This is a genomic window from Mesorhizobium sp. M2E.F.Ca.ET.209.01.1.1 (assembly GCF_004010375.2).
GTDB lineage: Bacteria > Pseudomonadota > Alphaproteobacteria > Rhizobiales > Rhizobiaceae > Mesorhizobium.
The window spans coordinates 103,158-117,036 of the sequence record NZ_SADP02000002.1 but is presented as its reverse complement, the minus strand read 5'-3'; the positions used below and the strand labels follow the sequence as shown (position 1 = coordinate 117,036).

At 63.4% G+C, this 13,879-nt stretch carries 13 protein-coding genes; 6 read left to right on the top strand and 7 right to left on the bottom strand.

Translation table 11 applies throughout. The annotated features are described in order from the left end of the window. Positions 1-7 precede the first annotated feature (7 nt). The 3 genes from EN852_RS04020 to EN852_RS04010 all read right to left on the bottom strand — a co-directional run bounded on the left by EN852_RS04020 (position 8) and on the right by EN852_RS04010 (position 3,586). The gene (locus tag EN852_RS04020) at positions 8-1,480 is read right to left on the bottom strand and encodes a sugar ABC transporter ATP-binding protein (protein ID WP_246694186.1); all 1,473 of its coding nucleotides are present in this window, start codon (positions 1,478-1,480) and stop codon (positions 8-10) included. Between the two features lie 64 nt (positions 1,481-1,544). After that, complete coding sequence (locus EN852_RS04015; protein WP_095766658.1) at positions 1,545-2,372, bottom strand: 3-ketoacyl-ACP reductase; 828 nt, start codon at positions 2,370-2,372, stop codon at positions 1,545-1,547. Further along, positions 2,369-3,586, bottom strand: coding sequence for a CaiB/BaiF CoA-transferase family protein (locus EN852_RS04010; protein ID WP_127878239.1), 1,218 nt, complete (start codon positions 3,584-3,586; stop codon positions 2,369-2,371). Before EN852_RS04010 ends, EN852_RS04015 begins: the two co-directional genes overlap by 4 nt. Between EN852_RS04010 and EN852_RS40750 the strand changes: the two genes are divergently transcribed. Together EN852_RS40750 and EN852_RS04005 are read left to right on the top strand one after the other, a co-directional pair. Beyond that, a complete protein-coding gene (locus EN852_RS40750; RefSeq protein ID WP_189545749.1) occupies positions 3,467-3,727 on the top strand; it encodes a hypothetical protein in 261 nt (86 codons plus the stop codon). The genes EN852_RS04010 and EN852_RS40750 overlap by 120 nt on opposite strands. A 36-nt stretch (positions 3,728-3,763) precedes the next feature. Beyond that, positions 3,764-4,786 carry a LacI family DNA-binding transcriptional regulator gene (locus EN852_RS04005; protein WP_127878241.1) on the top strand — a complete coding sequence of 341 codons (1,023 nt, stop codon included), beginning with the start codon at positions 3,764-3,766 and terminating at the stop codon, positions 4,784-4,786. Positions 4,787-5,001: 215 nt separating this feature from the next. Here the strand turns inward: EN852_RS04005 and EN852_RS04000 are convergent, their stop codons facing one another. After that, a complete protein-coding gene (locus tag EN852_RS04000; protein WP_127878243.1) occupies positions 5,002-6,288 on the bottom strand; it encodes a D-tagatose-bisphosphate aldolase, class II, non-catalytic subunit in 1,287 nt (428 codons plus the stop codon). Then, positions 6,285-7,232, bottom strand: coding sequence for a sugar kinase (locus tag EN852_RS03995; RefSeq protein WP_127878245.1), 948 nt, complete (start codon positions 7,230-7,232; stop codon positions 6,285-6,287). Before EN852_RS03995 ends, EN852_RS04000 begins: the two co-directional genes overlap by 4 nt. A gap of 240 nt (positions 7,233-7,472) precedes the next feature. Between EN852_RS03995 and EN852_RS03990 the strand changes: the two genes are divergently transcribed. Next, positions 7,473-8,495, top strand: coding sequence for a LacI family DNA-binding transcriptional regulator (locus EN852_RS03990; RefSeq protein WP_095769692.1), 1,023 nt, complete (start codon positions 7,473-7,475; stop codon positions 8,493-8,495). Here the strand turns inward: EN852_RS03990 and EN852_RS03985 are convergent. Continuing rightward, complete coding sequence (locus EN852_RS03985) at positions 8,492-9,448, bottom strand: alpha/beta hydrolase (protein ID WP_095769691.1); 957 nt, start codon at positions 9,446-9,448, stop codon at positions 8,492-8,494. The two genes, EN852_RS03990 and EN852_RS03985, sit on opposite strands and share 4 nt — an antisense overlap. Positions 9,449-9,454: 6 nt before the next feature. After that, positions 9,455-10,603, bottom strand: coding sequence for a Gfo/Idh/MocA family oxidoreductase (locus EN852_RS03980; protein WP_127878247.1), 1,149 nt, complete (start codon positions 10,601-10,603; stop codon positions 9,455-9,457). 183 nt (positions 10,604-10,786) lie between these two features. Between EN852_RS03980 and EN852_RS03975 the strand changes: the two genes are divergently transcribed. The 3 genes from EN852_RS03975 to EN852_RS03965 all read left to right on the top strand — a co-directional run bounded on the left by EN852_RS03975 (position 10,787) and on the right by EN852_RS03965 (position 13,773). After that, complete coding sequence (locus EN852_RS03975; RefSeq protein WP_127878249.1) at positions 10,787-11,587, top strand: class I fructose-bisphosphate aldolase; 801 nt, start codon at positions 10,787-10,789, stop codon at positions 11,585-11,587. 3 nt (positions 11,588-11,590) lie between these two features. Beyond that, positions 11,591-12,541, top strand: a complete 951-nt coding sequence (locus EN852_RS03970; protein ID WP_127878251.1) for a PfkB family carbohydrate kinase — start codon at positions 11,591-11,593, stop codon at positions 12,539-12,541. Between the two features lie 86 nt (positions 12,542-12,627). Further along, on the top strand, positions 12,628-13,773 hold the full coding sequence (locus EN852_RS03965; RefSeq protein ID WP_127878253.1) for an ABC transporter ATP-binding protein: 1,146 nt from the start codon (positions 12,628-12,630) through the stop codon (positions 13,771-13,773). Positions 13,774-13,879 lie beyond the last annotated feature (106 nt).

Genomic DNA, 13,879 nt, shown 5'->3' with positions numbered 1-13,879 from the left:
CTCGCTCCTACTGCCAGACCGCATGGGCCATGATGGTTTCCTCGGTCGCGCCCTCCCCATCCAAGACTGCCGAAACGGCGCCTTCCCGCATCACGACGATGCGGTTGCAGAGACCTAGAATTTCCGGGAGTTCGGACGAGACCATCACGATGGTCGCACCGCGCGTGGAGGTCAGCTCAACAAGCAGGTCGTAGATCTCGCGCTTGGCGGCGACGTCAACGCCGCGCGTCGGCTCATCCACCAGAAGGATTTCGGTCCCGGCATGCAACTGCCGGGCTATGCCGCACTTCTGCTGATTGCCGCCCGAGAGCGTTCGCACCTTGGCGCTGGCGCTCGGCGTCTTGATGCACATCTGCCGGATGAAGCGGGAAACCTGCTCCTGCTCGCGCCTGCGGCTGATCAGTCCGCCTTGAACGATGGCCGCGAGTTCGGAAACGGTGACGTTGAAGGCAACGGATTGTTCGAGGAAAAGGCCCTCGGTCTTGCGGTCCTCCGGCAACAGGCCGATCCCATGCGCGAGCGCCGTACGCGGCCCATCGACAGCGATCGCCTTGCCATCGATCCTGATCTCGCCGCTGTCAATCGCGTCGGCGCCGGCGATTGCCCGCAGCACCTCCGTCCGACCGGCCCCGGCGAGACCGCAGATGCCGACGATCTCGCCTTGCCTGACATCGAAAGAAATGTCCCTTAAAACGCCGGCTCGCGAGATATTGCGCACTTCAAGGCGCACATTCGGGCCCGGTTTCGGACGGGGCGGGAACACGTCCTTGAGCTCGCGTCCGACCATGTGACGAATGAGGTCGGCGGTTGTCGTATGCGCCAGCGGCATGGACGCGACAACCTGCCCGTCGCGCAGCACGGTGACTTCGTCGCAGATCTCGTAGAGTTCCTTGAGACGATGCGTAATGTAGATGAAGGATACCCCCTGTTCGGCGCTGAGCCGCCGGATCGTCGCGAACAGGTGTTCCAACTCGGCGTCGCCCAGGACAGCGGACGGCTCGTCGAGGACCACGATGCGCGCTTCGCGTGCAATCGCCTTGGCGATCTCCACCATTTGACGCTGGGCCACGCTTATCGCATCGATCCGGGCGGCCGGATCAACACGGAAACCCAACCTGTCCAACACCTCGCGAGCCGCAGCTTGGGTCTTGCGCCAGTCGACGCTGCCGAGCACGGTCTTCGGCAATCGGCCGAGAAAGATGTTTTCGGCAACCGTCAGATGGGGCGCCTGGGCCAGTTCCTGGTAGATGACCGCAATACCCAGTTCGAGCATCCGCTCCGGCGTCGGCGTCGGCACGACAGTGCCATCGATGACCACCTCGCCCTCGTTGGCAAGGAAGGCGCCGGAGAGGACGCGCATCAACGTCGACTTGCCGGCGCCGTTTTCGCCGATCACGCCATGAACACTGCCTTTGCGCACGGCAAAGCTGACGTCATTCAGCGCGTACACACCGGGAAAGCGCTTGTGGATGCCGCGCATCTCGAGAACTGCGTCTTTCATACTGAGCCTCAAGAAATCGTTTTCACGCTATGCTCAAAAAAGCTCACAAGCGGTGGATCTGCATGCCGCCGCCGATGTGGTAGATGTCTCCGGTACTGAACGGCAGGCCGCCTGCGGCCAAGGTCGCGACTGCGCGAGCAATGTCGTCCGGCTGGCCCCATCGCCGGATCGCCGACAACTCACCTGCCTCGACCTGCGAGGAATACTTCTCGTAGACGTCTGCGGTCATGTCGGTCTGGATCAAGCCGGGGCGAATCTCGTGTACCCGGATGCCGGCGTCCGCCAGGCGGATCGCAAACTGTTGCGACGCCATCGAGAGCCCGGCCTTCGATATGCAATATGGGCCCTTCTCCGGCGAGACGAGGCCGGCATTGGCGGAGGTGATCGTCACGACCGATCGCTCCGACGCGGTCTGCGGCCTTGAGAGCATCGCGCGCGCGACGGCTTGGGTGAGGAAGAATGTGCCACGCAGGTTGACACCGATCAGCCGGTCGAAGCTTTCCTCGGTGACATCGAGAAGGTCGCCGCGCACGCTCACCTGCACGCCGGCATTGTTCACCAGGCACGTGATCTCGCCCAGGTCGCGTTCAAGGCCTTCGACAAAGGTCGCGTTGCCCGACGTCTCGGAGATGTCCCTGCGGTAGAAAGCGCTGTTGCGCCCGAGCCTGCTCACAAGATCGACAGTCTCGCTGGCATTCTCGTCATCGACGATATCGACGATTGCTATATCGAAGCCCACCCGTGCAAGCTCGCAACAGATGGCGCGGCCAATGCCGCGTCGGCCGCCTGTGACAACCGCAAGACCGCGGTCGCCGGGGGACTGCCGTTCAGCCATGTCCCGGACCGCTGGAGCAGTCTGGTTCAGCATCATGATGCCTTCCTTTCCACGGCAGCGCCGACACCGCTCGCGGCGACCACTGCCTTCGAGGCCAAGAGGCTCTTGACCTCGCCCTCGGCATAACCGAGCCCGTGCAGGATCTCGCGTGTGTGCTCGCCAATCTCGAGGGCCAGGCAGCGCAGTGCCGGCACCTCGCCGTCATAGCGGTTGGGATGATTGACCAGATAGATGGTGCGGCCCCGCACGGTGACTTGGCGGAACACCTGAGCGTGACTTAGCTGCGGATCAGCCAGCAGATCGTCATAGTAGTTGATCGGCGCCCACCAGATGCCGTGGCGATCGAAGCGGTCAGCAAGTTCCGCTACAGAAAAGATCGCCGTGGCCTCGGCCAGGTGGCGAGCGTATTCGTCCCGATCCGCGTATCGGTCGACGTCCGCCACTTCGCGCAGACCATCGCTGCCTAGCGCTTCGGCCAGCACCGAGGAGTCGCAAAGTGAGATCACAACATGGCCGTCGGTGGCGGGATAGACGCCATAGGGCGCAGCGTGGAACCACGTAGCCAGGTTCTTCTCGCGCTTCAGGACTTCGCGGCTCATTCCACCCGCGAAGTAGTTGACGAGAGGCTCCCCCTGCAGATCGATCGCCGAGTTGATCAGGCTGGCTTCAACGCGCGTGCCTTTGCCATCACGAAGTCGGCGCACCAGCGCGCCCAGGATGCCCATCGCCAGCAGCGCGCCGCCATGCTGATCGACGATCGCCGCCCCAACGGGCGTCGGGCCCCGATCGGGCGTGCCGGTGACACTCATGAGACCTGACCGCGCTTGGGCGAGAAGGTCCTGACCAGGCTTCAGCGCCATCGGTCCGGTGGAGCCGAACCCGCTTGCCGAGGCGAAGATCAGTGTAGGATTGATCGCGCGAAGCGCTTGGTCGTCGAAACCCAGCTTGGCGAACACGCCAGGCCGGAAATTTTCCATGACCACGTCGGCCTCGGCGATCAGGCGGCGCGCGACTTCCTTGCCCTCAGGGCTTTTCAGATCGATGCCGATGGAGCGTTTGTTGCGGTTGGCGCAGAGATAGAAGCCGCTGACGCCGTCGACATACACATCCGCGCCGGACCACCGACGCTCGTGAGCCCCATCTATCGGTTCGACCTTGATGACGTCGGCACCCATGTCGGCCAGATACTGGGCGCCTGCGGGACCTTGCAGGAAATGGCAAAAGCTGACGACCTTGATCCCGCTGAGCATGTGTCTTCCCTTGATGTAGCGCTTTCACTTACGCTCTTTGTGAAATCGTTTTCACAACTTTTCAGAGCGCTGTCAATCCTGTTTTCCGGACTTTTCGTCGAAAAAGACATGTGGCGACCTGAAAGAATTTGTGCGATCTAGAAAACGGTTTCTCAAATTTGGCAATGGCCACACTCAATGGATATCGAAGACGGCAGCGCCAAACTGATTGACGTGGCCCGGCTTGCGAACTGCTCGCCGGCTACCGTTTCGCGCGTCCTCAATGGCAATCCGAACGTCAATGAGATCGTCCGAGATCGCGTGGTGCGAGCCGCGCGGGAACTTGGCTACGTCCCCAACGGTTCCGCCAGGGCGCTGCGATCCACGCGAACAAGGCTGGTCGGCGCCATCATTCCGACCTTGGACCACGCGATCTACGCCACAATGGTCGACGCGCTTCAGGCCCGGCTGTCCGAAAAGGACGTTTCGCTGATTATCAACACCTCGGGCTACGACATCGATCTCGAATACGAGCAAGCGCGCCTGCTGGTCGAGCGCGGCGTCGAGTCGGTGGTCCTAGTTGGATCCACGCACCTGCCGGCCACGCTTGCGATGCTTGAGCAGAAACGTATCGACTACGTCTATACCTACACGTCGAAAGCGAGGGAGTCGGGCGCTGCAGTGGGGTTCGACAATGAGAAGGCTGGGCGCACGGCGGCGCGCTACCTGCTCGACCTCGGCCACTCCCAATTCGGGATGATCGCAGGCATCACCCAAGACAATGATCGTGCAGCCGGCCGCCGCGACGGCTTCCTGAATGAACTCGAGCGGTCAGGGATCGACCGCGCAACCGTTCCGGTTGTCGAAGGGGCCTACAGGCTGGATGACGGACGGCGGTGCATGGAGCGGCTGATGGAAGAAGGCACAAGGCCGACGGCGGTGTTTTGCGGCAGCGATATCCTGGCGGCCGGCGCCATCAAATACTGTCACGCCGCTGGGATCGCTGTGCCCAGGGAGGTCTCGATCGTTGGCTTCGACAATCTGGAGATCGCGGAGCTCACCTCACCTGAATTGACCACGCTGGAGGTGCCGGCGCGAGATATGGGCCGCATCGCCGCTGATTACGTTCTGGCATCACCCTCGCAGCGGCTGCATTTAAGGCAACGCGAACTGGCAATCCGGCTGATCGTCAGGGAAAGCACGGCTCCAGTAAGGCGTTAGGCACTTCGACATCCTGGGAGCACGGTATGTGCCCTTTGTTGCGAAAACTGATCCGGGTGGCTGCTTCCAGCCGACAAGCGCTGATCGATCACGATCGTCAGTCGACGCGCTATTTGACCACGTCCCGGCCGCGGCGACCTGTGGTCATCATCGTATCCCTCCATGAGAGATCCACGCGGGCTAAGTCAAATCCGAGGTCCGGAACCGAAGACCGCTTACTGGTTCGTGGCGTTGCGATAGATGTCGAGCACGCGTGTCACGCTGCCGAGCAGAAGCCCATGCGCGGTCGGTCTGATGCGGCCCGCGCCGACGTCGACATCGAGATGGCCAATAAATTGGCTGATCAGCGGGCGGGGAATCTCCGTGTCGCCAAGCGCGGCCAGCACCGCTGCGGTTGCGCGCTGCGCTTCCGGCGTCAGCCAGTAGTAACGGATGCGGTCGCTGAAGGAGAAATGCCGCTGCAGGCGTTGCTCGTTCGATGTGCCGGAATAGTAGTTGCGCCAGTTCTCGGGCGAGGCGAGCATCACCCGCTCCATCGCCGCCTGCAGGTTTTCCCGGGACGGGTCGGGAACCATCTGATCGGCGATCAGACTGAGGCCGTAGAGCGCCTCGCGTAGCGCGAAGGTCAGCCATGGGCCGACTTTGAGGATGGCGAAACCGTCACGCACCAGCATGCCCAGCGCTTCCGCCGGCTGGTGGTCGGTCGAGTGCGCTTCGAAAACGAATTGCGGCATGCGTTCCAGCACAGCGACCAACTCGATCGCCTTCTCCGGCGCATAGGCAATGATATCGGCATTGCCGAATTCGACACCGGGCTGGACGACGACGCCGACGACCCGGTCAAAGGCCTCGTCGAGCCCAACGCTTGCAAAGGCCTGGCGGTGGAGCTCGACGGAACGGAGCGCGTCCGCCGGCTCGGTCACTTGCATATGCTCGAGCGGCTCCAGGGCACCGCCGGGGACCGGCACCTCGGTACCGATGATGTAGACGGGTTTCTCACCGCCGGTACGCGCGACGGCCGCCTCGGCGACCTTGGCAAGCTCGGCCGCGCGGGCGGCAATCGTCTCGTCGGGGAGCGGCACCGGATCATCGGCGCAGGCCATGCTGGTGTCGAGATGCAGCTTGGTGAAGCCGGCGGCCGCATAGGCGTCGATCATCGCGGCCGCTTTCCGCATCGCCTCGGCAGCGCAGTTGTGCTTCCAGGGATTGGGTCCAAGATGGTCGCCGCCGAGAATCAGACGATCGAGGGGAAGACCAGCCCTTCTGGCATGCGTTTCGACGAGGCCGCGAAAGGCGGCCGGCGTCATGCCGGTGTAGCCGCCCTCGTGGTTGACCTGGTTGCAGGTTGTCTCGATCAGCACATCGGCGCCATGCGCCGCGCCATGGCGGAGCGCCGCCTCGATCACCAGCGAATGCGCCGAGCAGATCGAGGCGATGCCTCCCTTGCCGCCGGCGGCGCGGCGCGCAGCGATCTTGGCAAAACGGGCGGTGGCGCTCGTCATGCGTGCGCCCCGGCGTTGAGGATGAAGGCCTCGACCTCGGCGAGTCGATGGATGCCTTCCATCGGTCCCTTGCGGGTAACGGCAAGCGCGCCGCAGGCATTGGCGACGCGCAGGGCATCGACAGGTGCGGCGCCGCGCAACCACATTGAAACGAAGGCGGCGCCGAAGCAGTCGCCGGCTCCGGTCGGGTCGACCTCCTCGACAGGAAAAGCTGGCAAAGCGACCGCGCCCTGCCGGTCGTGATAGGCGGCACCGTCTGCGCCCTTCTTCAACACGACGCAGGAAATGCCTCGGCCCAACAGATCATCAACTGCGCCCTTGTCGTCACCGGCCGAAGAGAACAGGAACAATTCGTCCCCGCTGGGCAGGAAGACGTCGGTTTCCGCCAGCACCTTGTCCAGCGCGGCGCGCATGCCGGAAACCTGTAGGATCTCGCGGCGGACGTTGGGGTCGAAGGACACGGTGCCGCCCCTGGCCTTCACGGCCGCGGTCGCGGCGAGCACAACGTCGGTCGCCTTGTCCGAGAACAGCGACGAGCCCATGACATGCAAGTGGTCGGCGTCGGCAAGCAAGTGTCTTGCGGCATCATCGATGGCCATCAGGCCCGCCGCGCTGTTGCGGATGTTGAAGACGAAATGCCTGGAGGCATCAGCCAGATAAGTGACGAAGGCAGTGCCGGTGGCATGGCCTTTGTGGGACGTGATTGCCGAAACGTCGGCGCCGAGCGCTCGCAGCCGGTCAATGTTCAGCTGACCAAAATCATCCTCGCCGACGGCGCCGATGAGGCCCGCCGGTTGCCCAAGCGCCGCTGCCTGGCCGACGAAGATCGCGGGGGCGCCGGACGGAAACGGACCTACCAGCGGTCCAGGCGCGAGAAAGCTCTGGCCGATGCGTTCAGCCATGATCTCGACGAGGATTTCACCGGCGCAAACCAGCTTCTTCATCCATGACCTCCGGCATTCGCCGCCGCACAGCGTGCTCCGTCCGCAAATTCAATATGGCGTGAAATTTTTCACGTCAATTAATTAGTTTTACGCATGCAATAATTTCTTTCGACGCGTTGAAACTTGTAAATCTTCCTGTAAAATTTCAACTTGCGTTCGCGCGGCGGCGAACCGTAGTGATGGCGCCGGGGCAACACAGGGACACGGCGATTTGGAAGTTCCACGCCGCAAGGGCTTTGAATGTCGATGACGCACAAGACCATGGAGGATTTCGCCCGCTCCTGCGGCGTCTCCAGACCGACATTGTCGAAATTCTTCGACGATCCGACCAGCGTCAAGCCGGCAACGCGCAAACGTATCGAGGATGCGTTGCGCTCGTCCGACTACCAGCCGAACCTCTTCGCGCGCAATCTCAACCGCAAACGCACGCGCAGCATCGGCATTGTCGTTCCGACGGTGACCGACCCGTTCTATTCGGAGATGGTCAGCCGCATCGAGCTCAGGCTACGCGACGAAGGCTACTGGCCGGTCGTCATTTCCTCGCATGGCTCGACCGAACTCGAGATCGAAGCCACCCGAACCATCCTGTCCCTGAAGGTATCCGGCGCGCTGATCGCGCCGCTGGGCAAACGATCCGATCAGAGAACCCTGGAAAAGCTCACGCAGACCATCCCGATTGTCTATTTCGACACTTTCCTGGAAGGTGACACGCCATTCGTGGGCAACAACAACGAAAAGAGCGTCGCGACGATCGTGGATTACCTTTGCCGTTCCGGCGACGCCCCGGTCTATTTCGACATCCCACACGTCAATCACAATTCGGCGGAACGATTGAGCAGCTATGTCGCCTCGATGCAGCGACTGGGGTTCGAGCCGACCGTCTTCGGCGACACCAGCGACTATACTTGGGACTTCGAGCGCATCGGCTACGAGCAGACCGAGAAGCTAATCGGCAATGGCGGCCTGCCGGGCAAAACCATTCTATGCGCCAACGATCGCCTCGCCTTCGGCGTGATGGCGGCGGCCTTTTCGAAGGGCCTGAAGGTGGGACGCAAGACCGACTGCGACCTGCGGGTCGCAGCGCATGATGACCATCCGCTGAGCCGCTACACCTGCCCGGCGCTCACCACCATGGCGCAGGATTTCGCCGCCATGGCCGGCCGCAGTGTCGAGACGCTGCTTGCAATGCTCGACGAGGATGCGGCCGCCGTGACGCCGAAGGTCAGCCTCGACGCAACGCTGGTGATGCGTCAGTCGGCCTAAACCCTGTCGAACGCCGGATCGAATTCGCGCCAGGCCGCAACAGCAGCCTCGACCGCCTGACGCGACGCCGGACCGTGGCGGCCCATCGAGACGAAGCCGTGGATCTGCCCTGGCCAACGTTTGGCCACGATCGGGACGCCGTCCATTTCGAGCCGCCTTGCATAGGCTTCGCCCTCGTCGGCGAGAATGTCGTGGCCCGCGATGGCGACAAAGGCGGGAGCGGCCCTGGCAAGGTTCTTGGCCTTGAGCGGCGAGACGCGCCAGTCGTCGATGTCGGCGGCGTCACGGACATATTGGTCGCGGAACCAGGCCATGGTCGCGGCCGTCAGGCCGAAACCTTCGGCGAAGCGGCGATAGCTGTCCGCCGTTTGGTCGGCGTCGGTGTTGGGGTAGAACAGGAGCTGCGCGGTCAAAGGGCATTTGTCATCGCTGGCGAGCAGCGCCAGCACCGCGGCGAGGTTGCCGCCGGCGCTGTCGCCGGCAACGGCTATGCGGCTGGCATCGATGCCAAGCCCGCCGGGCATGTCCCGCATGAAGGCGAGAACGGCACGGCAATCCTCGACCGCCGCCGGAAACTTGTGCTCCGGCGCCAGCCGGTAGTCGGGCGAGACGACGACGCAGGCGGCGATGTTGGCGTACCAGCGGCAGATCTCGTCATGCGAATCGAGATTGCCGATCACCCAGCCGCCACCGTGCAGATAGAGCAGCGCCGGCGCATTGGCCGTCGGCGCGCCCCGCCCTCGATAAACTCGAAGGTTGAGAGGGCCACCCGGCCCGACAATGGCTTGTTCGCACACCGAAGCGACGGGCTCGCGCTCGCCTTGCAGCCCGGGGAAACCGTTGTCGTAGGCGCGTCGCGCCTGCTCGGGCGTGCCTGTCTCGAAAGGCGGCTCATGCGCCTGGCGGCCGAGTTCGAGAACCTTCCGCGCCTGCGGATCGAGCGGGGACAACACGGGCGCTCAGGCCAGCAGGCTCGCAGCCTCGTCCTCGCCAAGCAGCGGCGGCTGGTCGACAGTGCCGGCGATGGCGACCGAGTTGCGGCTTTCGCCCGAGGCGAGGATGGCCTCCATGATCTCCAGCACATGCAGAGCCAGATCGCCGGACGCGCGCGGCTTTCTCTTCTGCGACAATGAACGCGCCAGATCTGCGACGCCGAGCATGCGGTAGTTGGCGCGATTCGGCGCCGCATAGGGCCAGTTGCGCGCGCCGTAGAGCTCGCCTTCGCTGGCGAAATCCTTCCAGTCGGCGCCACGCGCGGAAAGCGAGACGGTGCCGCCGAAGGTGTCGGGATCGGGCAGCCTGAGCGACCCTTCGGTACCGTGCAGCTCGATGGGGTGGTTGGAGTGCTTGAAGACGTCCCACGAGGCACCGAAAGTGACGGTGGCGCCGGAGCGGAATTCGAGCAGCGACAGGATGTTGGTCGGCGTGCCGACCCTGAAGCTGGTGTTCTTGTAAGGGCCGTCGGCGGTGATCAGCCGCTCCTCCTGGCCGCGCGTGGCCATCGCCATGACACGGGCGACGGGGCCGAGCAGGTTGACGAGCATCGTCAGATAGTATGGCCCCATGTCGAAGACCGGGCCGCCGCCTGGCTGGTAATAGAATTGCGGGTTCGGATGCCAGTGCTCCATACCGCGCTCCAGCATGAAGGCGGTGCCGGTCACGGCGCGGCCGATCGCGCCCTCGTCCATCAGGCGGCGCGCGCGGCGTCCGGCGGCGCCGAGGAAAGTGTCGGGAGCCGAGCCCAGCAGCAATCCCCGTTTCGCCGCCTCCGCCACCAGCTTGCGACCATCGCTGGCTGAGGTGGCGAGCGGCTTTTCGGTGAAGACATGCTTTCCCGCCGAGAGCGCCGAAAACGAGATGTCGAAATGTGCCGCGGGAATGGTGAGGTTGAGGACGAGATCGACCTCCGGGTCGGCGAGCAATGCATCGACGCCGAGCGCGCGGATGCCATATTCCTTCCCGCGCAAGACAGCCATCTCGGCGGAAATATCGGCGCAAGCGCGCAGTTCCACACCGGCAAAAAGTGCCGCGTTGCGCAGATAGGTCATCGATATGTTACCGCATCCGATGACGCCGATACCGAGCTTCGCTCCTGAATTTGCTTGCATTTCCCTTTCGACCTCCCAATCGGCGACGCCCGAGACAAGCCATCGCGACAGCGACGGACAATTTTCGTGACTCGCTATAGCGCATTTTAAATCTTGACGCGCGTAAAATTTTTATAGAGCATATGAAAACGCTGGCCCAGCATCACGGGCCGCCGGCCTTGTAAAACAAGAGATTAGGGAATTATGAGTCTAGGGACCAAAGTGCGCCTTGCGCGCCTCTTTTCGCATCCATCGGGGAACCTATTTGGCGGCGCGGTCGACCACTTCGTCGGCTATGGCGACGTGCGCAAAGGCGGCCTTGCTGATCTGCCCGGCGCACTGGCCCGCGTCATGGCGGGAAAGCCCGACTATGTCAGCATCCAGCCTGGCGCCGCGCGCCATCTGTGGCCGCAATATGCGGGCAAGGCTGCCCTGGTGATCCAGGCCGGTTGCTTCACGCCGGACGACCGCATCAGCGAGTTGATTGCAACGCCAGAGGACGCGGTGCGCGCCGGCGCCGACGCGTTGGCCGTGGCCATTCCGGTGCGCGGTGCGACTGAAGGCAAATACATTCGCTGGCTGACCGATTCCGTGAACGCGGCAGCCCGCTACGGCATGCCGGTGGTGGCGCACATCTACCCCCGCGATTTCACCGACGGGGCAAAGATCGTCTTCACCCCGGACGAGATCGCCTATGCGGCGCGCATCGGCTACGAGTCCGGCGTCGACGTCATCAAGATCGGCTACACGGGCGATTTCGAGTCGTTCCGGGAGACCGTCCGGACCTGCCCGGTGCCGGTCGTCATCGCGGGCGGGCCGAAGACCGATACGCTACTTGGCGCGCTGCAGCAGACGGCGGACGCCATCCGCGCCGGCGCGCGCGGCGCCGTGGTGGGCCGCAATCTCTGGGGGCACGGCGATCCTCAGAAGGCAGCACTTGCCTTTCGGGGCGTCATCCATGACGGGCTTTCGGCGCAAGAAGCGCTTGCGAAGGCGGGGGCCTGAACGATGCCTCCGGTCCCCTCGATCCTCGGCTTCGGCGCCATTGCGATCGACGACATCGTCTATGTCGATCAGCCGTTGTCGGCGGGCAAGGGGAAGGTCCTGCAAAGCACGCGCGCTTTCGGCGGCAATGTCGCGACGGCCCTTGCCGCCGTCGCGCGGCTCGGCGGGAGCGCCAGCTTCATCGGGTGGCTGGGCAACGCCGGTGACGACGCCGTGTTGGGCGACCTCGTCGCCAGCGGCGTCGAAACCGCGTTCGCGCCACGCCATCCCGATGCGCGCCCGGTACGCTCGCGCATCACCGTCGGCTCGGACGGAGACCGCTTCATCGCCTATGATGACGACGCGATGCTGGGCACCGCACCGGACTTTCCGGACGAGATCCTCGGCCGCGCGAGCGTCCTGATCGTAGACAGCTACGCGATCCGCTCACTGGATGTCGTGGCCCGGGCTCGCGATCTGGGCCTCGCGATCCTCGGCGATATCGAATGGAGCGCCGGCCCAGCCACAGATAGGCTGATGGCGCTCTGCGGCCACCTCATTCTTCCGCTCGGCTTTGCAGGAACCGCAACGGGTCGCAGATCGCCCGCCGAGATGCTCGATGCCTTGTGGTTGCCGTCGCGGTCCGCCGTGGTTCTGACCGATGGCGGCAGAGGCGTCTACTATCGCGGAAGCGAAGAGAGAGGCCTCTGGCACCTGCCTCCGCACCGGGTTGCTGTCGTCGACTCGACCGGGGCCGGCGACTGCTTTCACGGCGCCTATGCCCATGCATTAGCGAGCGGAACCGACACCGCGGGCCGGGTGGCATTCGCTGCTGCGGCGGCGGCTCTGTCGATAACCGGGCGTGGCGGACGCGAGGCCCTTCCGACCAACAGCCAGGTCACGGAACTGCTGGCATCGGCGAGCGCGCCATCGGCGGTCGAACTGAAATACGCGCAACTCGGCACCGGAACATAGGCTGGAACTATCCGAGGAAATATTCACAAGCAATATAGCCAAGGTTAAAAACAAAAATCATCGGCTTGACTTGTGGAGGGAGGAATATGGCGGAAGTCATTCTTGAGAATATCTGCAAAACCTACGGAAACAGTTTCCGTGCAATCGACCGATTGAACCTGTCGGTCGAGGACGGCGAGTTCCTGATCCTGGTCGGCCCATCCGGCTGCGGCAAATCCACCGCCTTGCGGATGATCGCGGGATTGGAGGACATCACGAGCGGCAGCCTTCGCATTGGCGGCGTCGACGTCGTCGACATGCCGCCCAAGGACCGCGACATCGCGATGGTCTTCCAGAGCTATGCGCTCTACCCGCATATGACGGTGTTCGAAAACATCGCCTTCTCGATGCGGCTGGCGGGCAAGCCGAAGGCCGAGCGCAAGAAGCGCGTGGACGAGATCGCCAAGACCCTTCAGCTGACGTCGCTGCTGGACAGCAAGCCCGCCAACCTTTCCGGCGGGCAGCGCCAGCGGGTTGCCATGGGCCGCGCCATGGTGCGCGAGCCAGCCGCCTTTCTCATGGACGAACCGCTCTCCAATCTGGATGCGAAACTGCGCGTGCAGATGCGCGCCGAGATCACCAGCCTGCAGAAGCAGCTTGGCGTGACGACCATCTATGTGACCCACGACCAGACCGAAGCGATGACCATGGGAGACAGGGTCGCGGTGCTGAAAGGGGGTGTGCTGCAGCAGGTCGACACACCGAAGCGGCTCTATGAATCGCCTGTGAACGCCTTCGTGGCCGGCTTCATCGGTTCGCCTTCGATGAATCTTTTCGAAGGGACACTGACGGGCGACGAACTGACAGCCGGCACCTTTGCCATCCGGCTGCAGGATGCAGCCTTCGTGCGAAGGCCGGGCTTGAAGTCGTATGCAGGGCGCAAAATCGTGTTCGGGATCCGGCCGGAGCATCTCTATGACAGCAGCCTCGATTCCGGCCGCAAGTACCAGACTGTGCCGGCAAAGGTGACCTCGATCGAAGAGCTCGGGTCCGAACACATTGTCCATCTCAATATCGACGCGGTCCGGGTGGACTCCGGCGACCCGGACGCAGTGCAGGATTTCGGCATGGCGTCGAACGCGGTGGCGAAATTCGAGCCGGAAAGCGCAGTCCGCTCCGGCTCGGAAATCCGGTTGGCCCTGGATGATACCAAGCTCCATTTCTTCGATCCCGAGACGCATCTGGCGATCTGAAGATTTGCGGCAAGGCCAGCAGGCGGGAGCGAGGCGCCTGCGAATGAAGACTGCTGAATGAACCAGATGATCTTCCGCATTGTGCGGCCGATCTCAAAGAAGGAGG